Genomic DNA, 18,701 nt, shown 5'->3' with positions numbered 1-18,701 from the left:
TATGAACCACTCTTTTGATTATATTATTGTAGGCGCGGGCTCGGCAGGCTGTGTGTTAGCAAATCGCTTGTCTGAAGATTCAAGTAACAAGGTATTGTTACTTGAAACCGGCGGCAGCGATAAAAGCATCTTTATTAAAATGCCCACTGCTCTGTCGATTCCAATGAATACCGATAAGTATGCGTGGCAATTTCATACGCAGCCAGAAAAGTACTTAGATAACCGTGAAATGCACTGCCCACGCGGTAAAGTGCTTGGCGGCTCATCATCTATTAATGGCATGGTGTATGTACGTGGCCATGCTAAAGATTTTGATGAATGGCAGCAACATGGCGCTAATGGCTGGGATTATCAAGCCTGTTTACCGTATTTTAAAAAAGCAGAAAGCTTTTATCTAGGTGAAAACAGCCATCGTGGTGGAAAAGGCCCCCTTGGCGTTAATAACGGTAATAACATGGAAAACCCTTTGTATAGCGCCTTTATTGATGCTGGTGCTCAAGCGGGTTATGCCACTACAGCTGATTATAATAGTGCTCAACAAGAAGGCTTTGGCCCTATGCACATGACCGTTAAAAACGGTGTGCGCAGCTCAGCCTCTCGTGAATATTTAGATCCGATTAAGCATCGCAGTAATCTAACAATTGTAACCGGTGCACTTGCGCAGCGCGTTATTTTAGACGGTAAAAAAGCAACCGGTGTTGAATACAAACTCAATGGCGCAGTTAAAACAGCCAAAGCAAGTAAAGAGGTTATTTTAAGTGCGGGCTCTATCGGTTCACCTCATCTGTTACAACTGTCAGGTATTGGTGATACACAAATACTTGAAAAAGCAGGTGTTGAAGTAAAACATCACCTACCAGGTGTTGGTCAAAACTTGCAAGACCATTTAGAGTTTTACTTTCAATATAAGTGTAAACAACCCATTACCTTAAACGGTAAATTAGGCTTGTTTTCTAAAGGTTTAATTGGTGCAAAATGGCTGCTTACTCGAAAAGGTTTAGGCTCAACTAATCACTTTGAATCGTGTGCCTTTATTCGCTCAAAACCCGGTGTAGAGTGGCCAGATATTCAGTATCACTTTTTACCGGCAGCGATGCGTTATGATGGACGCAGTGCTTTTGCAGGGCATGGTTTTCAAGTGCATGTAGGTCATAACAAACCTAAAAGTCGTGGCAGTGTCACTATTGCCTCAGCTGATCCGACGCAGCCGCCAAAGATTGTGTTTAATTATCTTGAGCATCAAGACGACATTGAAGGCTTTAGGGCGTGCGTACGTTTAACGCGTGAAATTATTGAACAACCTGCCTTTGACGAGTTTCGTGGTGAAGAAATTCAACCAGGGCAACAAGTTCAAACTGATGAGCAAATTGATGCCTTTGTTCGCCAAGCAGTGGAAAGTGCTTACCACCCTTCTTGCTCTTGTAAAATGGGTGAAGACGACATGGCTGTAGTTAACTCAAATACCCAAGTGCATGGCATGCAAAGCTTGCGTGTAGTTGACTCGTCGATTTTTCCAACCATACCTAATGGTAATTTGAATGCCCCTACAATTATGGTGGCCGAAAAAGCCGCTGACATTATTTTAGGTAATAATCCCTTAACTCATACAGGAGTTGATGTTGTGAATGCCTCTAATTGGCAAACTACACAACGAAATAAAACCCTTTAATTTAGCCTGCCATAAAGGCCACTCTTTTAAGCAAAATGCTTTAAGGAGTGCCTTTATGCGCCTTGCAGTGGCTCACAAGCATAAATAGGTTATGCCTGTGTTAATGCAAGCACAATAAAAAACGGAGTATATATGTGTTATTTTTATTCATTCTGGGAGGGCGATAATGACTATTTGGCTTAATGCAGGCATTATTTTCACCTTACTTGCCATTGTTACTATTTTAATTAAATGGGGCAATGTACGCGTAGTAGGCGTCACACCAGTGAGAACATTCACTTTTATAGCAATCCTGTTTACCTCAGGCCTAGACGTTGGCCTTATTATGTTTCCTTTAACCGAATTTGCCGGTTATGCAGACATAAAAGCAAGCCCAGAATATGCATTTGCCAATCCTCTCTCAATTGAGTTTGGTTATTGGGGATTTTTAATTTGGGGATTTTATTTTCTTACGTGCTTTTATTTCTGTGTAATAGAACCCAAAGTGAAGTTTTTTGAAATTCCATGGGTTAAGTTTTTAAACAACGTGGTCATTATTGGTACTTGTGCGTTTACCGCTTACTTATTACTGAGTAACTTGCCGTGGTATTTACCTGAACTCGGTGATGGCTCAAATGTTATTCCTGCGTTTTACTTAATCGTGCTTGCCGCTATTTGCTTTGCGGTGTATTCAAGTACCGATATTAAATATGTACGCTTTTTAAGTATAGCAACTACTTGGTTGTTTATAGCCCTAATTGGCTTTATGTGGGCTGATGCCTTCTTATTTGGCGACAGTGAACTCTCTGCATTTACTAAAAACATCGGATTAATTGGTAATTACTTTGCCAACATCAATGAGTTTGTATTACCACTGAATGATTACCATGAGTTTTACCTATTTTGGTGGTTTGCGTGGAGCATTATGATTGGCCAGTTTACATCACGTTTTGTGGGTGGTTTAAAAACCTATCAAGTACTCGGCGCTATGTTAATTTTCCCGTCAATACCAATCGCTACCTGGTTCAGTGTGTTATATCACTACCACGAAGCGGGCATTCCAACTGCAGGCATTAAAAACTTTGCCATGGTGTTTGTAGGTATTGTGTTTGTTATTAATTCGCTCGATTCCCTGATCCGTCTATACACAGATAATTTAAACTTAACTGTAAAACGCTTTGGTAAATTTAAGTATATTGCCATGAATGTCGTCGCTTTATCATTATTAACACTGTTATTTAAACTTGAGTTTTTGCAAATTCAGTGGGTTGGTACTTTAGTTATAGGGTTATTCTTTATTTGCATTGGTTTTATTGCGTACAGCAAACTTAAAACAGTCAGCAATATCGAAGGATCGCCTAAAGCGAATAAAATTGATTACACAAAAATAGAAACTATCAGCTAGGAAATCACATGAACAATAAATTAAAACAACTTTTTATCGCTTTACCATTAACTGTTTTATCAACAACGGCAGCGGCTAACTGGTCAACAACGATTACGGCTGCATCTGATTACACCTTTAATGGTGTATCACAAACAGATAACGATCCGGCACTACAAGCAAGCCTTGACTACGCGTATGATAACGGTGTTTATGCCGGTGTATGGGCATCAAACGTAGATTTTGGTGATGACACCGACTTTGAACTAGATGCTTACGTAGGCCGATACATTCAGTTAAACGAACAAGTAAGCCTGGATTACGGTATTGCTTATTACACTTACCAAGGTAATAACAGCGATGGTAACTACGCAGAAGCGTATACTAAATTTGGTTACGCCAGTGACTACGGCCAAACAGAGCTTAACTTTTGGTACAGCTGGGATTACTTTGGCTACGATACTGGCCATGTGATTTCTATGATTGCGCACACTTACGAGCTTGCGCCAAATCATGCGATTCGTGCCAGCTTTGATATTTCAAACTCACTCGATGGCAATAAGTTCCAATGGGATGAAGCTAAGGGCGACAAATCGTATTATCACTACCGCTTAGCATACCAAACGAGCTATGAAGGGTTTGGCATTGAAGTGGCTGCTGAGAATACCAGCCTAGATTACGATTACGCAGATGAGCGAATTGTACTTGCTATCTCACGTACATTTGATTTGTAATAGTTAGCAGGGTCTGTTGTACTTTTAAGATTGAATTTGCAGCAGCCTGTTTGGTATTTAGGCAAAGCAGAGCCTATGTAGTGTTATTCCCCATAAATAGGCGATAACATAGCATTAATGCCAAACAGGCGATGCCCAAAGGGTTCTTCCTAGGGGCGATTTACTCTTTGTTGCTCGGTTTTTACTTAGCCCACTAGGTTACAAACCTCGCGCCGCGATTAAACACCCCCTAGTTTGAACAAATTTCAATCCACAAAGGTCAACAGACCCTAGTAAATATAAAAAAACACGCTACTGGTTAGCGTGTTTTTTTATTGCCTAGCAAAATCTTACTTTTATATTATTTATAGCGTTATAATTGCCACGCATAACTGACTTTAGTAAAGAAAGTACGTTGGTCTCGCTCAATGCTTTTTAACGAGTCATCCTGATAACCTTTATCTGAATACCCTAAGTAAAATAAGGTTTGTGCGTTAATTTTGTATGAGTACACCAGCTGACTACCGTAATCTTTGTTGATTTCGCTAACCTGATAAAAATAAGCATCTTCATTTCTGTCTATATCTTCAAACTGTAAAATCAGTTTAAGCATAGCGCGCATACTAAACTTATAATAAAGCCTAAAATCAATAAGGTTTGCGGTAAAAACACGTCGCCCTTGGTAATCATCTAAATGGCTATAATTATGCCTAACATCGACCTGCCAATGGTTATTAATATCCCAAACAGCCTGCGATTGTGTGGTTAAAACATCGCCTAGCTGCTCATTAGTGTAATCTATACGGCTTGCATATTCGGCATATAACGATAATCTCAGATCTTTTGACGGTCTAAAAGCCGTATAAAAATAACCAATATTTTGGTTATAAAACTTGCCGTTATAATTTTCATAGCGATTTAACAAACCCAGCTCAAATACAGACTGCTTTTGACCTTGAAAGGTCATGTAACCTTCGTATTCTTCTTCAAGTAACTCGCCATTCTGCGCCCAGGTTTTATCCCAATCGGCGGTGTATGACCAGGTTGTTAGCATGTCATGCTCATCACCATACCAAGTTTGACCGCCACCAAAGCCTACTTTTTCGTAGTCTACCTTTTCTTGATAACCTAAGTCGGTACGGTAATCCTCACCAATATTGTCATAGGTAGCGTAAAGCTTATAATCGCGCTTATCGCGAGTCAGCTTTAATGCATACGCCATATCCGATTGAGTGTCTGCTAAATTGTAGTTATCAACTAAAAACGGCGAGTTATTGGTATCAGCATTCGCTATTTGATAATTGAGCGTATCTGACTGATTAAACCAATAGCTGCCATCAACCGATAGCACCGTATTATGGTAGTCGCTACTTTCGCGATGCGTTGAAGTAACACCAATAGTGCCTTGTTGGCCAATATCATATTGATAACGCGCCACCGCCGCTTTGGTTTTATCATTTAAGTTAGCAAAGCCCGAGCCTTGGTTACTTGGCAATAAAATATTACTGTTATCGTCATCTGCAAACATCAGCGCATAACTGTGACTGTCGGTTTTACCGGTGAGCTTGGCGCCAATATTTGGCTCAGCTATGGTACGTGTATAAAGGAGTTCAAATAAATTACTTTTAAAATAAGACGCGCCATCTAAGAAAAACGGACGCTTTTCAGCGTAATAAATAGAGTAAGTGGTGTTTACATCCAGTTCTAACGAATCGGTTTCTACCTGAGAAAAGTCTGGATTTATGGTGGCATTAATTACTGCATCTTTGGTAACCCCCCAACGAAGATCAAGCCCAACCTCAGTGTCTACATCGCCATTATCCCACGCACCAGGTACTTGTGTTTTTTGATCGTTTCTCAGTGCGGTTAATGTTGGCGTTAATTGCAGGTTTTTACTTGGTGCTAAATTATTAAATCCGCTTATTTTGTCAAACTGACATAAACTACATTTAATATCACGGTCAAAGCCTGTGCTTGATAATTGATACAACACATCACGCTGATAGTTTCGCATTACAGCAAAACCCCAGGTAGATTGATCTTTATTTTGCGCAAATCGCAGCGCTTTAAACGGAATACGCATTTCAACTACGTAACCTTGCTCGTTTATGGTACCGGCACTGTCCCAAATGGCATCCCACGATAAGTCTGACACCCATTCATCGGTATCCGTCATGCGAAGGTCACCTTGAGCGCCCAGTGGGTTTACATAAAACTCATAGCCTGTACGTTCATCGTTAAAGGTATCAATCACCAAACCGACAGTATCATCTTGCCAGAGGGTATCTCTGTCACGAAGCGCCGCGCGAATTTTACTCGGATCGGGGTCATAAGCTACAAACGCCACATATAAATTATGACCATCGTCATAAAGGTATGCATCTGTTTTTACTGGCGGTGTGCCTTTTTCATTCGGCTCATCTTGGTAATTTACCGCAACATGTGTTGCTTGTTGCCAATGTGGCTCGTTAAGCACGCCATCTACATCAATATTTTTATTAATGTGCGCGAGTTGATAATTAAGCTTATCGGCAAGTGCATTAGGGCTGAGAGTTAAACCGAGGCTGAAGCTGATAAAAAACAGCAATGTTGTTATTTTTATAGGTATAAAGTACTGCATAAACATCCATTTAGGTTTATTTACTTGTTAAAAGTAAACTTTGCTCAGGAGTGTAAATTATACAGGTACATTTGTTAATAGTTGCGCGCTATTATTTGCAATAAAATTAACAAAAAACTAATACACAACGAAGTGGAATGATTATGTGTCGAGAAGTTTTAATTTATTAGCCACACCATTCCAGCTATCGGCATCTTCCGGGGCGGGTTTAACTTGGGTGATGCGTGGCCATATTTCTGCTAGCTCCGCATTTAATTGGGTAAACTCTTTTTGCGATTCAGGTAATTCATCTTCTTGAAAAATAGCATCAGCGGCACACTCAGGTACGCATAAACCACAGTCAATACAGTCAATAGGACTAATAGCCAAAAAATTAGGACCTTCAAAAAATGCATCTGCAGGGCATACTGATACGCAATCAGTGTACTTACATTTTATACAATTTTCGGTGACTACAAACGCCATAATGGTTTAATACCTAATGTTTCACAATAACAGCTGCGGATCATACCCAACCCTTACCAAAACACAATAAATAAGTGCCAAAAGTGGGCAATTTAACGTAACATATGGCGCTTATAAATCAGCGCTTTGTGCACACCCCTTATTGTGAGCGGAATTTAATCCCCGCTATGACACCTAAAGAGATATTAATGATACGTTTAACCGAAATAAAGCTGCCGCTTGACCATGACGAAAATGCCATTGGCCAAGCCATCATCAATAAATTAAATATAAGCCCAGAGCAGCTACACAGCTACAATGTGTTTAAACGCGGTTACGATGCACGTAAAAAAAGCGCCATTTTACTGATTTACACGCTTGATGTTGAAGTGGATAACGAAGCACAACTGTTAACCTCGTTTGAAAAAGACCAACACGTTAAAGTCTCCCCTGACACCAACTACAAATTTGTAGCGCACGCCAATAGCAGTATTAAAGAACGCCCTGTGGTAATTGGCTTTGGCCCTTGTGGCTTATTTGCCGGTTTAGTGTTGGCACAAATGGGCTTTAACCCAATTATTTTAGAGCGCGGTAAAGAAGTGCGTGAGCGCACCAAAGACACCTTTGGCTTTTGGCGTAAAAAGGCCCTTAATACAGAATCAAACGTACAGTTTGGTGAAGGTGGCGCAGGCACGTTCTCAGACGGTAAGCTCTACAGCCAAGTAAAAGACCCTAAACATTATGGTCGTAAAGTCATTACTGAGTTTGTAGAGGCCGGCGCTCCTGAAGAAATTTTATACGTGAGTAAGCCGCATATTGGTACCTTTAAACTGGTAACCATGATTGAAAAAATGCGTGCACGTATTATTGAACTTGGTGGAGAAATTCGTTTTAGCACGCGCGTTGACGATATCCATTCAGACAACGGCCAAGTGACTGGGCTTACGCTTTCTAATGGTGAACAGCTCGAAACTCGCCATGTGATATTAGCGGTTGGCCACAGTGCCCGCGATACGTTTAAAATGATCCACGATAAAGGCATTTATGTTGAAGCTAAACCCTTTTCAGTGGGCTTTAGAATAGAACATAAGCAATCAATGATTGATGAATGCCGCTTTGGCGATAATGCGGGTAACCCTATTTTAGGCTCTGCAGATTACAAATTAGTACACCATTGTAATAACGGCCGTACTGTATATAGCTTTTGTATGTGCCCTGGCGGCACAGTAGTTGCCGCAACATCTGAAGAAGGCCGAGTCGTCACCAATGGCATGAGCCAATATTCACGTAGTGAACGTAATGCTAACAGCGCTATTGTAGTGGGTATTTCGCCAGAAAAAGACTTCCCTGGGCATCCCCTAGCCGGCATTGATTTACAGCGTAAACTAGAAGAGCAAGCCTATGAACTTGGTGGTAAAAACTACGATGCCCCTGCACAGCTTATTGGCGACTTTTTAAAAGGTAAATCATCGGCTAATTTAGGCGATGTACAGCCTTCGTATACGCCGGGCATAAAACTGACTGATTTGAGCAACGTATTACCTCCTTTTGCGATTGAAGCCTTGCGTGAAGCAATTCCAGCCTTTAACAAGCAAATTCGTGGTTTTTCAACTAATGATGGCTTACTCACTGGGGTAGAAACGCGTACTTCATCACCAATAAGTATCAAGCGCGATAAAACCTTCCAAAGTATTAATACTAAAGGGCTTTACCCTGCAGGTGAAGGCGCGGGTTATGCGGGTGGTATTTTATCAGCGGGTATTGATGGTATTAAAGCCGCAGAGGCGGTTGCGTTATCGATGTTAGAAAACGCCTAACTCGATTTAATCGACCTTTATCGAAAAACCTCACAATGTGAGGTTTTTTTGTGCTAAAAATAACCTGTGTTTCCATAAAATAGATAATAACAATGAGTATAAAACGGCTACTTTTAACCTTATGTGTTTGTACAATAACTAACTTACACGCAGCGACTAACAATACAGAGCTTAAAACCATTAGTGACATTCACAATGCCTATAAAAATAACACCACCACGGCTGAACAGCTTACCCGCACTTATATCGACAGAATAAACGCGCTCAATCCTAAATATAATGCAGTAATTAGTATTGAGCCCACTGCAATTGAACAAGCCAAACAACTCGATGCATTGTTTAAAGCCGGAAAATGGGCAGGCCCTTTACATGGTATTGCGGTATTACTAAAAGATAACATTGAAACAACAGGTACATTACCCACTACAGCGGGCTCATTAGCACTTAAAAATAACATTACCAATAAAGATGCCTTTGTGGTTAAACAATTACGCCAAGCAGGCGCTATTATTTTAGGCAAAGCGAACTTAAGTGAATGGGCTAATTTTCGCTCATCGTATTCGTCATCTGGTTGGAGTGCAATAGGTGGGCAAACCCATAACGCCCATGATGTAACGCGTAATCCGTGTGGTTCAAGCTCGGGCTCTGCTGTCGCGGTTGCTTTAAATTTTGCACCTATTGCGCTGGGCACAGAAACAGACGGCTCAATTACCTGCCCTGCATCTGTTAATGGGGTGTACGCCATTAAACCCAGTATGGGACAAGTTTCGCGCGCAGGCGTGATCCCACTTTCTAGTAGCCAAGATTCGGTAGGCCCCATGGCACATTCTTTAATAGATGCACTCGCGGTATTGTCCGTCATTCAAGGGGAAGACCCTAATGATGTATCAACACTCAACGTAAATAGAAAGCTTGATAGTATAGCGCCTAAGCCGTCACTGAAAATAGGTGCGCTACCTGCCAGTAAGTTTACTGTGGAAACACAAAAACTTTACGCTAAACAGCTACAAGCATTAAAAGACGCAGGTCATACCGTTGTCAATGTTGAAGTAAAAGATGATTTAAGCACACTTTACGTTGATGAATACGCCATCTTGCTTTACGACTTTAAAGCCGAAATTAATCACTATTTAAGCCAAACACCAGCACAGGTAGCCGTAAAAAGTTTAGATGAGTTAATCGCATTTAATAGCGCAAATAAACAGCAGGAAATGCCCTACTTTGAGCAAGATATTTTACAACAAGCCAACGCGGTTGATTTGAGTGAGAAACAACAATATCAGAAAACCAAAGCGCGATATCAAGCACTTGCAAACCGCGCTATTAGCAATTTATACAGCAATAATAAGCTCGATATTGTAATTGCCCCCACCGTTTCGCCGGCATGGAAAACCGATTTAATTAACGGCGATAACTTTAAAGGCAGTAGTAGTTCATTGCCTGCCATTTCAGGGACGACTCATATTACTTTACCGGTTGGTAAAGTAAGCCACTTACCGGTTGGATTGTCGGTTATTGCTAATCAAAATGCTGAAGCGGCTGCTTATGCGTACGCTGCTATTATCGATAATGTATTAGGCATAAAAAAACCTGAGTAAACTCAGGTTTTTTTAATGGCTTAGCTATCTTACTTTTTAAGTGATAGCTTTTCGCCTTTTAAGCTTTTACGTACATTAGAAATACGCGAACGGTTCTTCGCTCTCGCTTCACCGGTAGCTTGGCCTGATGGCTTATTAGCACGGGTGCGGCGTAAATGCGCTGGCTTTTTACCAATTTTATCAATCAGTACTTCACGATTACTTACTTCGTAACCTTCTAAGTAAACACGTTTAATTTTTTGACCAATTAAGGTTTCAATTTCAAACAACATATTTTCTTCTTCGCGGCTAACAAACGAAATTGCTTGTCCTTGGTTACCAGCACGGCCTGTACGGCCAATGCGGTGTACGTAATCTTCAGCAAGCCAAGGTAAATCAATATTAATAACGCGCGGTAAACCGTCAATATCAATACCACGTGCTGCAACTTCTGTTGCAACTAGAACGCGTACTTTGCCTTCTTTGAATTCACGTAACGCACGACGACGGTTACCCTGCGATTTATCACCATGACACACTGCCGCTGGGATACCGTCTAGGTTAAGCTCAGTGACTAGCTCATCTGCGGTTTCTTTCATGTTTACAAACACCAGCACTTGCTGCCAGTTTTTCTTACCAATTAGCTCAGAAAGTAACTCTTGCTTACGGCGCTCTTCTACCGGGTAAACCACGTGTTGTACTGTGCTTGCGGTGCTGTTAGTTTGATCAACACGCACAATTTCAGGTTGCTTTAGCACTTTAGAGGCAAATTGTTTAATTGCTGCTGGGAAAGTTGCTGAAAACAATAAGATTTGACGCTCATCAGCACAGCTTTTTATCACGCTTTGCATGTCATTAATAAAGCCCATATCGAGCATACGGTCAGCTTCATCAAGTACTAAGTGTTTTACTTGGGCAAGGCTTAAGTTACCTAAACGAATATGATCAAGTAAACGCCCTGGTGTTGCTACTACAATATCCACACCTTCTTTGAGTGCAATTTCTTGTCCTGCAGTATTAACACCACCAAATAAACTCACTACTTTTAGCGAAGTGTACTTAGCAAAGTCTTTAAAGTTATTCGCTATTTGCTCAGCAAGCTCACGCGTAGGTGCAAGGACTAAGGCGCTTGGCGCATTCGTAGTACTGCTATCTGACTCAAATAACTTTTGGATAATAGGGAGTGCAAAGGCAGCGGTTTTACCTGTGCCGGTTTGAGCACTCGCTAAAACGTCTTTACCTTTACGAACAGCCGGAATAGCTGCGCGCTGAATGGGCGTAAGGGTGTGGTAATTAAGTTCGTCTAACGCCTGAATAAGTTCAGGGGCAAAACTAAAAGATTTAAAATTCATTGCTGTATAACCTGCGGCCACATTATCAAGGGTCGCAAATTATACAGTAAAATCGCTTAAACAGTTAGTTTTAAACACCAGAAACCACTAATTTATAAAATGCGGGGTAATTAGCTATTATCAGACGCTGTTTGAGTTAGCTAAATGATTTTAACTCGCAATATTAATCCTCGCTTATTCACTTCTTTATTGCGATTTTATAAACTTTACACCGTTCTTTTACATTGTGTTACATAACCATTTGCATTTAAATAAAAAAAGCAGGTACACTTTCCCGCCCATTTTATTGGGTGAATATAAATTAAAGGAAATTAATAATGATAAAAAGATGTTTAACTGCTGCGGTATTAGTAAGCGCTTTTGTTTCAATGCCGTCACAAGCAAAAAGTGGCATCAACCCATGGCAACAATGTGGTATTGGCGCGATGGTTTTCCCAGATAATGGCGTTGCTGCAGCAATTTCTAATATTATTTGGGATTTAGGCACAACTGCAGTGTCTTCTAACATCTCTTCAGTAGAAAGTTGTGAAGGCGCTAACGTAAAAACAGCGCAGTTTATTCAACAAACTTTTCCTGTATTAGAACAAGAAATAGCACAGGGTGAAGGCGAGTATATCGCTGCAATGCTTAACGTACGTGGTTGTGATGTAACTGCACATCAACAAATTATCACTTCGGTACGTAACGATTACGCAAACGCGCCAATAGACAATGCACAAGCATTTTATGAATTAGTTGAAGGTAAAATTACAACTAACTTTTCATCTCAATGCGCTGCAATCTAATAATTAAAGGGCTTAACAGCCCTTTTTTTTGGTTAAACAATGAAACCTCTATTTTATTTAATTAGTGCTTTTTTATTCATCTCTTTCTCAAGCTCTGCCACGCAATCTATCTCTGTTTTAGCCAAACACCCAATATGGTTGAAATTAGGGCATTACAAAAACCAACCAGCTACCATCAGTTATATTACTAACGCATCATTTTTTATTGCAGATAACGGACGTACTGATCCGGCTGCCGAATTAAAAGCAACAATCCATGCTTTTAATAACCTGCCCTCAATGCCATGTCGCTACCCTGCTCGTTACCAATGGCTCAAAGAGCAAGGTTTAACCTTTTCAATGCCAGCTGCAGAGTGCCCAAAATTAAAGCAATGGCGAGAGCAACAAGCAATTCACTCTGTTAGTTTAGTATTTGCATCTGGTTATATGAGTAATCCCGCATCGTTATATGGTCATTTATTACTTAAACTTAATCGCTCGACCGAATCAAAAAACAAATTATTAGATTACAGTATTAACTATGGCGCACACGTTCCAGATAATGAAAACGGCTTGGTGTATATTCTCAAGGGCTTGTTTGGTGGTTATAAAGCCGGTTTTTCAGATCAATTGTTTTATCGCCACCAGCACAACTATGGTGAAATAGAATTAAGAGATTTATGGGAATATACCCTCAATCTAAACGAGCGCGATGTGGTTTTTATTGCTAATCACTTATGGGAAATTTTAGGCACTGAATTTGATTATTACTTTGCCGATGAAAACTGTGCATTTCATCTTGCGCAAATTATTGAACTTGTTATTGGCGATCAACTAACCAGCGAAGGCGCTCCTTGGGTAATACCAGCCACTATTTTTTCAAGATTAAACACGGCCACTTACCAAGGCCAATCGGCGGTTAAAAATATCACATTTACCCCCTCGCGCGACACTGTATTTGCCAAGCACGTTCAATCTTTAAGTGAAAAAGAGCTCAGCTTTGCTAAACAAATCTTTGCTGAATCAGCAGTACTTAAAAGCAAATCTTTTTTAGCTTTGCCAGTACAGTCTCAAAAAGCCATTATTGGGGCTTTATTTGAACTCGTACAAGTAAAACAAATTCAAAAGCAAACCCCAGTAAAAATAAGTGAGTTAAAAAATGCGCTAATCAAAGCGCGCTTAAAGCTGCCAATGGGCGAAAACAAAGTTAAATTTCAATTTACCCAGCAGCCACCACATAAAGGCCAAAAGCCCTCTAACAGCTCAATTTCTGCGATGCACACGGCTGAGCAAACACAGTACACTATGGGTTTTAGGCTGAGCTATTTTGATATCCTTGCCTCTGATATTGCCCGCATTCCTTTTTCTAATTTAGAAATGTTAGATACCGAGCTGATGTTTACAAATGGCGAAACTTACATAAACAAAGTTCATTTATTAGATTTAGAGTCATTCAATCCAAACCAATTATCTTGGGCTAATGAATCTAAGTGGTCGTGGAAAATTAATGTTGGATTCGACAGACAACCAGCACTGTGCAGAACCTGTAAACGTAGCTTTGTTATGGGGGGAGCCGGACAAGCTTGGCAATTTAGCAACAACACCTTAGCCTATAGCTTAATTAATGGTTATTTAGGTGATTTAGCTAAAAACAGCCACTTTTATGATTCGTCGGTAGAAGTGGGGATTATTACTGGTACTGACTCAGGTATTAAACTTAAAGCATCTTACGAAAAGTCATTCTTAAATGCCAAAAACCCTGCGCAAACCAAACTAGAACTGGCAGTGCCTTTAAGCCAAGATATTGATATTAGATTAGCGGTCACTCGCGCTAATTCAGCTATGTGGCAGCTTAAACTCAACTACTATTGGCAGTGACATAAAAAAGCAGCCTCTGTGTATACAGTAGGCTGCTTTGAAAATTTAGTATTTAATAAATAGTCTAACAGTTTAAGATAAAATCAAAACCTTACTAATATCCACACACTGCGCTCGACTACCGACAAAATCTTGCTCATTAAGCTGATTAATTAGGGTTTCACCTTGTTGCTGTTGCTCATCGCTAAGCGGCACATAAGGCATTCTAAACACTGGGTTAACCGCGCCTGTCATGATCATCGCGGTGTTAATGGCAATTGGGTTTGGCTCGCAAAACAGCCAGTTCATTAATGGTTGTAATGAATTATTTAGCGCATCATTTTTGCTATCCATTAATTGACGGAACAAACCCGGGATCAGGTTAGACGTAACTGAAATAACGCCATGTGCTTTATGAGTATGGCGTGCATCGTGTGCTTCGTCATCATTACCAGACCAACACGCAATACCTTGTTGTTCATAGTGCGCTATACGCTCATTGCCACCACATTCTTTAACACCAATAAAATGCTCATGCTGGGCCAGTGGTTCAATAATATCAGGGGTGAGGTCTTGACCTGTGCGCCCTGCTACGTTGTAAATAAACGCCGGACCAATATCAAGCACACGTTTAAAATGCTCTTTAACACCCGCAATAGAGGTACGCCCGTAGTAAGGGTTAATTTGCAATGAGGCATGCATGCCGCTGGCAAAACCATATTTTGTTGCTTTAATTGCTTCGCGCGTATTGTTACTACCGGTGTTACCTATAATTAGTAATTTATCGCCAAATTTGTTGGCACTGTGCGCAATTAGCATTAAATGCTCTTCCCAGTTCATTAACTGGCCTTCACCGGTTGTGCCACCAACGACAATACCGTCAACACCCGCTGCAATTTGTATTTCAACGAGTTCATCATACTTTGCAAGATCTATCTCACCATTGGCTAAGTAAGGTGTTTTAATTGCAGTAATAAGGCTTGCTTGTTTAATTTGTTCTAGGGTGCGCATAAAAAAATCATTGTTATTAATACTTGCCCTATTTGTACCATATTTACCGCGCTATTTGCAGTGATAGCCAGTATTTAATTATAAAATGGCTTGTGTTATTGAGTTTGATGATACAAAATAAATAACTGTATAAATAAACAGTATTTTGTTTTTTACTATTAAGCGAGCCACTATGCGTTTATCTGACTATTTAAGCACTCACTTTTATCACACTGATGAGTTATGCCAAGCACTCAACATAGACACTGAAACTCTTGAAAATTGGCAAGCACAGAGCATTTTCCCTAAACCCAGTTATTGCATTAAAAATCAAATGAGCTGCAGCTCTTATTCAGGGTTATATGAATGTGAAGAATACGACGATTATTATCCCCGAGGTTGTGTAAATTGGGGGCAAGGATTAGTTAAACAAAAAATTGAATCATCTAACCAAGCTTTTAATCTGTTTGCCCAGCACTATACCCAATGTTTGGCAAAGCTTGCACAGCAAGGCTTTATATTTAACGAAGAATTGTTTGGCTGTGAAATAGAAGAACATTTACAGCAAGTATGGCAACAATTTTTATGCAGCAAATATGGCGTGCTCACCCAAAATGGCTTAATCGATGAAATTGTGGCTGTGGATATTGGCAGATTATTAGTAGACGATATAACCGAACTGCGAAGTAAAGCCAGTTTAGATAAAGAGGAACGCACCCGTATTCACCCCGCTATGAAGCTTTTAAATAAAGCCCTTAGCCATGGCGCCGATCACGAAAAGCAACTCACATTACGTAGCCGCTATATTGATGCTCTTATTTTAAAATACGATTTATCGATTAAGTAAAGGGTCGTGTTTGGCTGAGGAGTTTAGCTATGTATGGATTGTTGGTTTTATTAAACAATGCCAACACTGTGCTTTGCGGCTTATTTTTAGTGCAACGAGACAAACAGTCCGACAACTACGCCTTGTTAATTGCAGATTTACGATTTAGATATGATTTCATTAACCGCATGAGATACATCATCTTTTATTACTGACTCTTCAATAATTGGTATTACCCATGAGGCACCAAGCATTTCTAAAGAAAAGCGCCAATCTTTCCATAACTTTCCTTCAATGGTATCAAGACTATCAAGTCCAAATCTTGAAGATGCCCCCCACTGAGCAATTGAAGGCAGCTTAGGAACAGCACTTTGAGCTCCAAAAATAAACGGGCGTTCCATATTGTCTGGCATGATTGCAAAGTAATACTCTACTTTTTCAGTCTTATTTAGAAATTTCGAGATAATTATCATTTTTTACTAGGCTAATAGCGCTCAAATATTGAATAAAGCGACATCAATTAATCCGTCTTTGTTTGAGCTTATTGCCTTATTAATCATTTTTTACCAATAGCCATTAAAACAGGCATATTTCCTTTTGAACTATTCATTATAAAAGGACTATTCACTTTAATGCTTACAAAGCCACTTGCCGCAAATGCTTGTTTAACTCTTTTCTCTGACAACCCCATACCCGATGAATCATCCTTAGAAAGCCAATCCCATTGAACAAACAGACCGTCTTTTTTTAATAAAGATTTTAATAAACTTAATGTCATTTCATAATCAGGCAGAAAACCGCAAACAGACGATGCGACTATTAGATCAAATTTATTTTCTAGCTCAGGAGAGTTTTTAACCAATTCACTAGATAGGTAATCACAAATAGACGTTACATTATTTAGTGCCTTTTTATCCAATAGCTTTATCATTTCAGAAGATGGATCTATCGCTACGATACTTTCAACCGATGGACTCATTAGCTGAGTCAAGGCGCCTGTACCACAGCCAAAATCTAGAACGGTTAGACCATTAATATTAATGCTATCTAAGAGCTCTGAAAATGCATTTTTTGCATACTGTTCAACACTAGGATCTACATCCCAGTTTTCAGCATACTCATCCCATTCGTTACTCAATATTCTCTCCAAAAAGTAAATATTTCGACTAAACGCCTAACGCTGAGTTAAGCGCAAAATAAAGTCAGCCTAAACTAACAGATCTCGAGCCAATTATACCTTTAATGTTTAAGTGCTTGGCTAATTACCTTGTATTAGGCAATTTTCTGGCTCAATCAGAGCTCTTTTTACTTTTCCAGTTTTTCTATCAATTGGAAAAGCAACAACGCAATCTCCTTTTTCTTTAAGCCTATATGCGGGAAACTCGTCATATAAGTAATAGCCATCTGGCTCACCTAGGAGCTTTTTAATACTAGAACGATTTTGCTTTTGTACATCATATTTAGCTAAAAAGTCGTTTAACATTACCCTTCGATTCGATATGTTATTTTGCCACATAGCCTGATTGAATGATATTTCAATTAAACTGGAATCCTTTGTTGGTTCAGAGCATGCAAAGAGAACCAAAGAAAAAGCTATTAAGATGTATTTCATTTTTTAATCACTTTTAATTTTCCAGCGTTCAACGCATCATTACACATTTTGGATAATTTAGTATTATCTGAGTTTGAAATACCAATCCTCAGACCGACACTATTATTATGAAGATCCATAGTCTTCTCTTCAGCTATATTTAAAGGGCTACTTTCATGAGCATTAGTGAATTCTAAAGCATTCTTATAACCGATATCTCGTGATAGAGTCGCTGACCAAAAGCAATGCCTAAAGGCATCACTTTTATCATTTCGTCCATTATGTCCAAAACGCTTGGTAGTCTATGAGTACGCTATATCACGGGACTTCATAATCGCAGTTACATGATGAGGATGTGTTTTGATATAAGACTTCTCATCATCAGTAAGATGGTCGTATTTATCATAGAGTGAACTTGCCATTTTTAATTCCTTTTAGTTGATTACAATAGAGTCAAAAAACTCAACAATCTAATCTAGCTAAATTGTCGTTTTATAAACCGTCAAATGTCCATACATTCCTTTTGTATTTATATTAACCACCAAAAAATATATGTAAACAAGTAGTTAGCTTCAGGCCTGTTTATGGTAGTGCAAAGCTACACCAACAAGGGTGTGCTCAGTAATATCAGACAAATCACTGCTATCGATGCAAACAGCAGTATCTTATTAAAGATGGCTATTATGAAATCGCCTTTATTATGAAACGGTATTGGGTTTAAAAGAACAGCTGAAAAGGATGATATTTGAAGGGAGTATTTGTAGATGATATTTCAAAAAAGGAGCTGTAAGTTACAGCTCCTGCTTTGCTATTAACTGAGTGTCATTTAACCAATGGTTTTATACACATCAATATTAATAGAGGTGATAAATTCACCTACTGCATCACCAAACGCTTTAAAGTGGGGCGCGTTTTTATGGGCTTCAAAATGCTCATTAGACGCCCATTGCTCACTCACTAAATAGGTGGTTTGCTCAGCATCGTTTTTAACTGATAGCTCGTAACGCAGGCAGCCTACTTCTTGGCGCGAGGACTGTTGTGAGTTTTCGAGCTCGGTTAATAGACGCTCTGCATCGCTATTTTCACTCGATAGTGTAGCAATTACCGTTAACATGGGT

16 protein-coding genes and 1 pseudogene are annotated in these 18,701 nt (G+C 39.7%); 8 read left to right on the top strand and 9 right to left on the bottom strand.

The genetic code is table 11. The features are described 5' to 3' along the window. The first annotated feature begins 1 nt into the window (after nucleotide 1). The 3 genes from betA (at nucleotide 2) to ND6B_RS02290 (ending at nucleotide 3,766) form a co-directional block, all read left to right on the top strand. On the top strand, nucleotides 2-1,669 hold the full coding sequence (gene betA / locus ND6B_RS02280) for a choline dehydrogenase (protein WP_033104196.1): 1,668 nt from the start codon (nucleotides 2-4) through the stop codon (nucleotides 1,667-1,669). A gap of 166 nt (nucleotides 1,670-1,835) precedes the next feature. After that, nucleotides 1,836-3,053, top strand: a complete 1,218-nt coding sequence (locus ND6B_RS02285; RefSeq protein ID WP_033104195.1) for a BCCT family transporter — start codon at nucleotides 1,836-1,838, stop codon at nucleotides 3,051-3,053. 8 nt (nucleotides 3,054-3,061) lie between these two features. Beyond that, the gene (locus tag ND6B_RS02290; protein ID WP_033104194.1) at nucleotides 3,062-3,766 is read left to right on the top strand and encodes a TorF family putative porin; all 705 of its coding nucleotides are present in this window, start codon (nucleotides 3,062-3,064) and stop codon (nucleotides 3,764-3,766) included. Nucleotides 3,767-4,118: 352 nt separating this feature from the next. On the opposite strand, the gene ND6B_RS02295 is transcribed toward ND6B_RS02290, so the two are convergent. Continuing rightward, nucleotides 4,119-6,365, bottom strand: a complete 2,247-nt coding sequence (locus ND6B_RS02295; RefSeq protein WP_033104193.1) for a carbohydrate binding family 9 domain-containing protein — start codon at nucleotides 6,363-6,365, stop codon at nucleotides 4,119-4,121. 141 nt (nucleotides 6,366-6,506) lie between these two features. Beyond that, a complete protein-coding gene (gene fdxA, locus ND6B_RS02300; protein WP_008114035.1) occupies nucleotides 6,507-6,830 on the bottom strand; it encodes a ferredoxin FdxA in 324 nt (107 codons plus the stop codon). Between the two features lie 188 nt (nucleotides 6,831-7,018). On the opposite strand from fdxA, the gene ND6B_RS02305 reads away from it, so the two are divergent. After that, entirely contained in the window at nucleotides 7,019-8,626 is a 1,608-nt protein-coding gene (locus ND6B_RS02305; RefSeq protein WP_033104237.1) for an NAD(P)/FAD-dependent oxidoreductase, read from the top strand. 92 nt (nucleotides 8,627-8,718) lie between these two features. Further along, a complete protein-coding gene (locus ND6B_RS02310) occupies nucleotides 8,719-10,224 on the top strand; it encodes an amidase family protein (protein WP_033104192.1) in 1,506 nt (501 codons plus the stop codon). Between the two features lie 29 nt (nucleotides 10,225-10,253). Here ND6B_RS02310 and ND6B_RS02315 read toward each other — a convergent pair whose 3' ends face one another. After that, nucleotides 10,254-11,555, bottom strand: coding sequence for a DEAD/DEAH box helicase (locus ND6B_RS02315; protein ID WP_008114027.1), 1,302 nt, complete (start codon nucleotides 11,553-11,555; stop codon nucleotides 10,254-10,256). Nucleotides 11,556-11,872: 317 nt separating this feature from the next. On the opposite strand from ND6B_RS02315, the gene ND6B_RS02320 reads away from it, so the two are divergent. Together ND6B_RS02320 and ND6B_RS02325 are read left to right on the top strand one after the other, a co-directional pair. After that, on the top strand, nucleotides 11,873-12,340 hold the full coding sequence (locus ND6B_RS02320) for a DUF3015 family protein (RefSeq protein ID WP_008115277.1): 468 nt from the start codon (nucleotides 11,873-11,875) through the stop codon (nucleotides 12,338-12,340). A gap of 39 nt (nucleotides 12,341-12,379) precedes the next feature. Next, nucleotides 12,380-14,197, top strand: a complete 1,818-nt coding sequence (locus tag ND6B_RS02325; protein ID WP_033104191.1) for an Lnb N-terminal periplasmic domain-containing protein — start codon at nucleotides 12,380-12,382, stop codon at nucleotides 14,195-14,197. A 72-nt stretch (nucleotides 14,198-14,269) separates the two neighbouring features. Here the strand turns inward: ND6B_RS02325 and dapA are convergent, their stop codons facing one another. Next, nucleotides 14,270-15,187: a 4-hydroxy-tetrahydrodipicolinate synthase gene (gene dapA / locus ND6B_RS02330; RefSeq protein ID WP_033104190.1), complete on the bottom strand. Its 918-nt coding sequence runs from the start codon at nucleotides 15,185-15,187 to the stop codon at nucleotides 14,270-14,272. A 172-nt stretch (nucleotides 15,188-15,359) separates the two neighbouring features. On the opposite strand from dapA, the gene ND6B_RS02335 reads away from it, so the two are divergent. Then, the gene (locus ND6B_RS02335) at nucleotides 15,360-16,013 is read left to right on the top strand and encodes a DUF6058 family natural product biosynthesis protein (protein WP_033104189.1); all 654 of its coding nucleotides are present in this window, start codon (nucleotides 15,360-15,362) and stop codon (nucleotides 16,011-16,013) included. Nucleotides 16,014-16,150: 137 nt separating this feature from the next. Here ND6B_RS02335 and ND6B_RS02340 read toward each other — a convergent pair whose 3' ends face one another. From ND6B_RS02340 to ND6B_RS02355, 5 genes and pseudogenes are all read right to left on the bottom strand, one after another. Then, entirely contained in the window at nucleotides 16,151-16,405 is a 255-nt protein-coding gene (locus ND6B_RS02340) for a hypothetical protein (protein ID WP_033104236.1), read from the bottom strand. A gap of 143 nt (nucleotides 16,406-16,548) precedes the next feature. Further along, nucleotides 16,549-17,130, bottom strand: a complete 582-nt coding sequence (locus tag ND6B_RS02345; RefSeq protein WP_081844578.1) for a class I SAM-dependent DNA methyltransferase — start codon at nucleotides 17,128-17,130, stop codon at nucleotides 16,549-16,551. Nucleotides 17,131-17,250: 120 nt separating this feature from the next. Next, nucleotides 17,251-17,604: a hypothetical protein gene (locus ND6B_RS02350; protein WP_033104187.1), complete on the bottom strand. Its 354-nt coding sequence runs from the start codon at nucleotides 17,602-17,604 to the stop codon at nucleotides 17,251-17,253. Next, nucleotides 17,601-17,870: pseudogene (locus ND6B_RS20570) on the bottom strand (DUF6973 domain-containing protein); the annotation flags it as partial. The pseudogene ND6B_RS20570 and the gene ND6B_RS02350, both read right to left, overlap by 4 nt. Nucleotides 17,871-18,409: 539 nt before the next feature. After that, nucleotides 18,410-18,697, bottom strand: coding sequence for a putative quinol monooxygenase (locus tag ND6B_RS02355; protein ID WP_033104186.1), 288 nt, complete (start codon nucleotides 18,695-18,697; stop codon nucleotides 18,410-18,412). Nucleotides 18,698-18,701 lie beyond the last annotated feature (4 nt).

The sequence above is a fragment of the Pseudoalteromonas sp. ND6B genome (assembly GCF_000764215.1).
Classification (GTDB): Bacteria; Pseudomonadota; Gammaproteobacteria; order Enterobacterales; family Alteromonadaceae; genus Pseudoalteromonas; species Pseudoalteromonas tetraodonis.
Note: the sequence above shows the minus strand (reverse complement) of the source record. Positions and strands in the feature narration are given on the sequence as shown.

Coding starts and splice junctions, on each gene's coding strand:
- betA (WP_033104196.1), top strand. CDS start 2: ATGAACCACTCTTTTGATTATATTATTGTAGGCGCGGGCTCGGCAGGC.
- ND6B_RS02285 (WP_033104195.1), top strand. CDS start 1,836: ATGACTATTTGGCTTAATGCAGGCATTATTTTCACCTTACTTGCCATT.
- ND6B_RS02290 (WP_033104194.1), top strand. CDS start 3,062: ATGAACAATAAATTAAAACAACTTTTTATCGCTTTACCATTAACTGTT.
- ND6B_RS02295 (WP_033104193.1), bottom strand. CDS start 6,365: ATGCAGTACTTTATACCTATAAAAATAACAACATTGCTGTTTTTTATC.
- fdxA (WP_008114035.1), bottom strand. CDS start 6,830: ATGGCGTTTGTAGTCACCGAAAATTGTATAAAATGTAAGTACACTGAT.
- ND6B_RS02305 (WP_033104237.1), top strand. CDS start 7,019: ATGATACGTTTAACCGAAATAAAGCTGCCGCTTGACCATGACGAAAAT.
- ND6B_RS02310 (WP_033104192.1), top strand. CDS start 8,719: ATGAGTATAAAACGGCTACTTTTAACCTTATGTGTTTGTACAATAACT.
- ND6B_RS02315 (WP_008114027.1), bottom strand. CDS start 11,555: ATGAATTTTAAATCTTTTAGTTTTGCCCCTGAACTTATTCAGGCGTTA.
- ND6B_RS02320 (WP_008115277.1), top strand. CDS start 11,873: ATGATAAAAAGATGTTTAACTGCTGCGGTATTAGTAAGCGCTTTTGTT.
- ND6B_RS02325 (WP_033104191.1), top strand. CDS start 12,380: ATGAAACCTCTATTTTATTTAATTAGTGCTTTTTTATTCATCTCTTTC.
- dapA (WP_033104190.1), bottom strand. CDS start 15,187: ATGCGCACCCTAGAACAAATTAAACAAGCAAGCCTTATTACTGCAATT.
- ND6B_RS02335 (WP_033104189.1), top strand. CDS start 15,360: ATGCGTTTATCTGACTATTTAAGCACTCACTTTTATCACACTGATGAG.
- ND6B_RS02340 (WP_033104236.1), bottom strand. CDS start 16,405: ATGCCAGACAATATGGAACGCCCGTTTATTTTTGGAGCTCAAAGTGCT.
- ND6B_RS02350 (WP_033104187.1), bottom strand. CDS start 17,604: ATGAAATACATCTTAATAGCTTTTTCTTTGGTTCTCTTTGCATGCTCT.
- ND6B_RS02355 (WP_033104186.1), bottom strand. CDS start 18,697: ATGTTAACGGTAATTGCTACACTATCGAGTGAAAATAGCGATGCAGAG.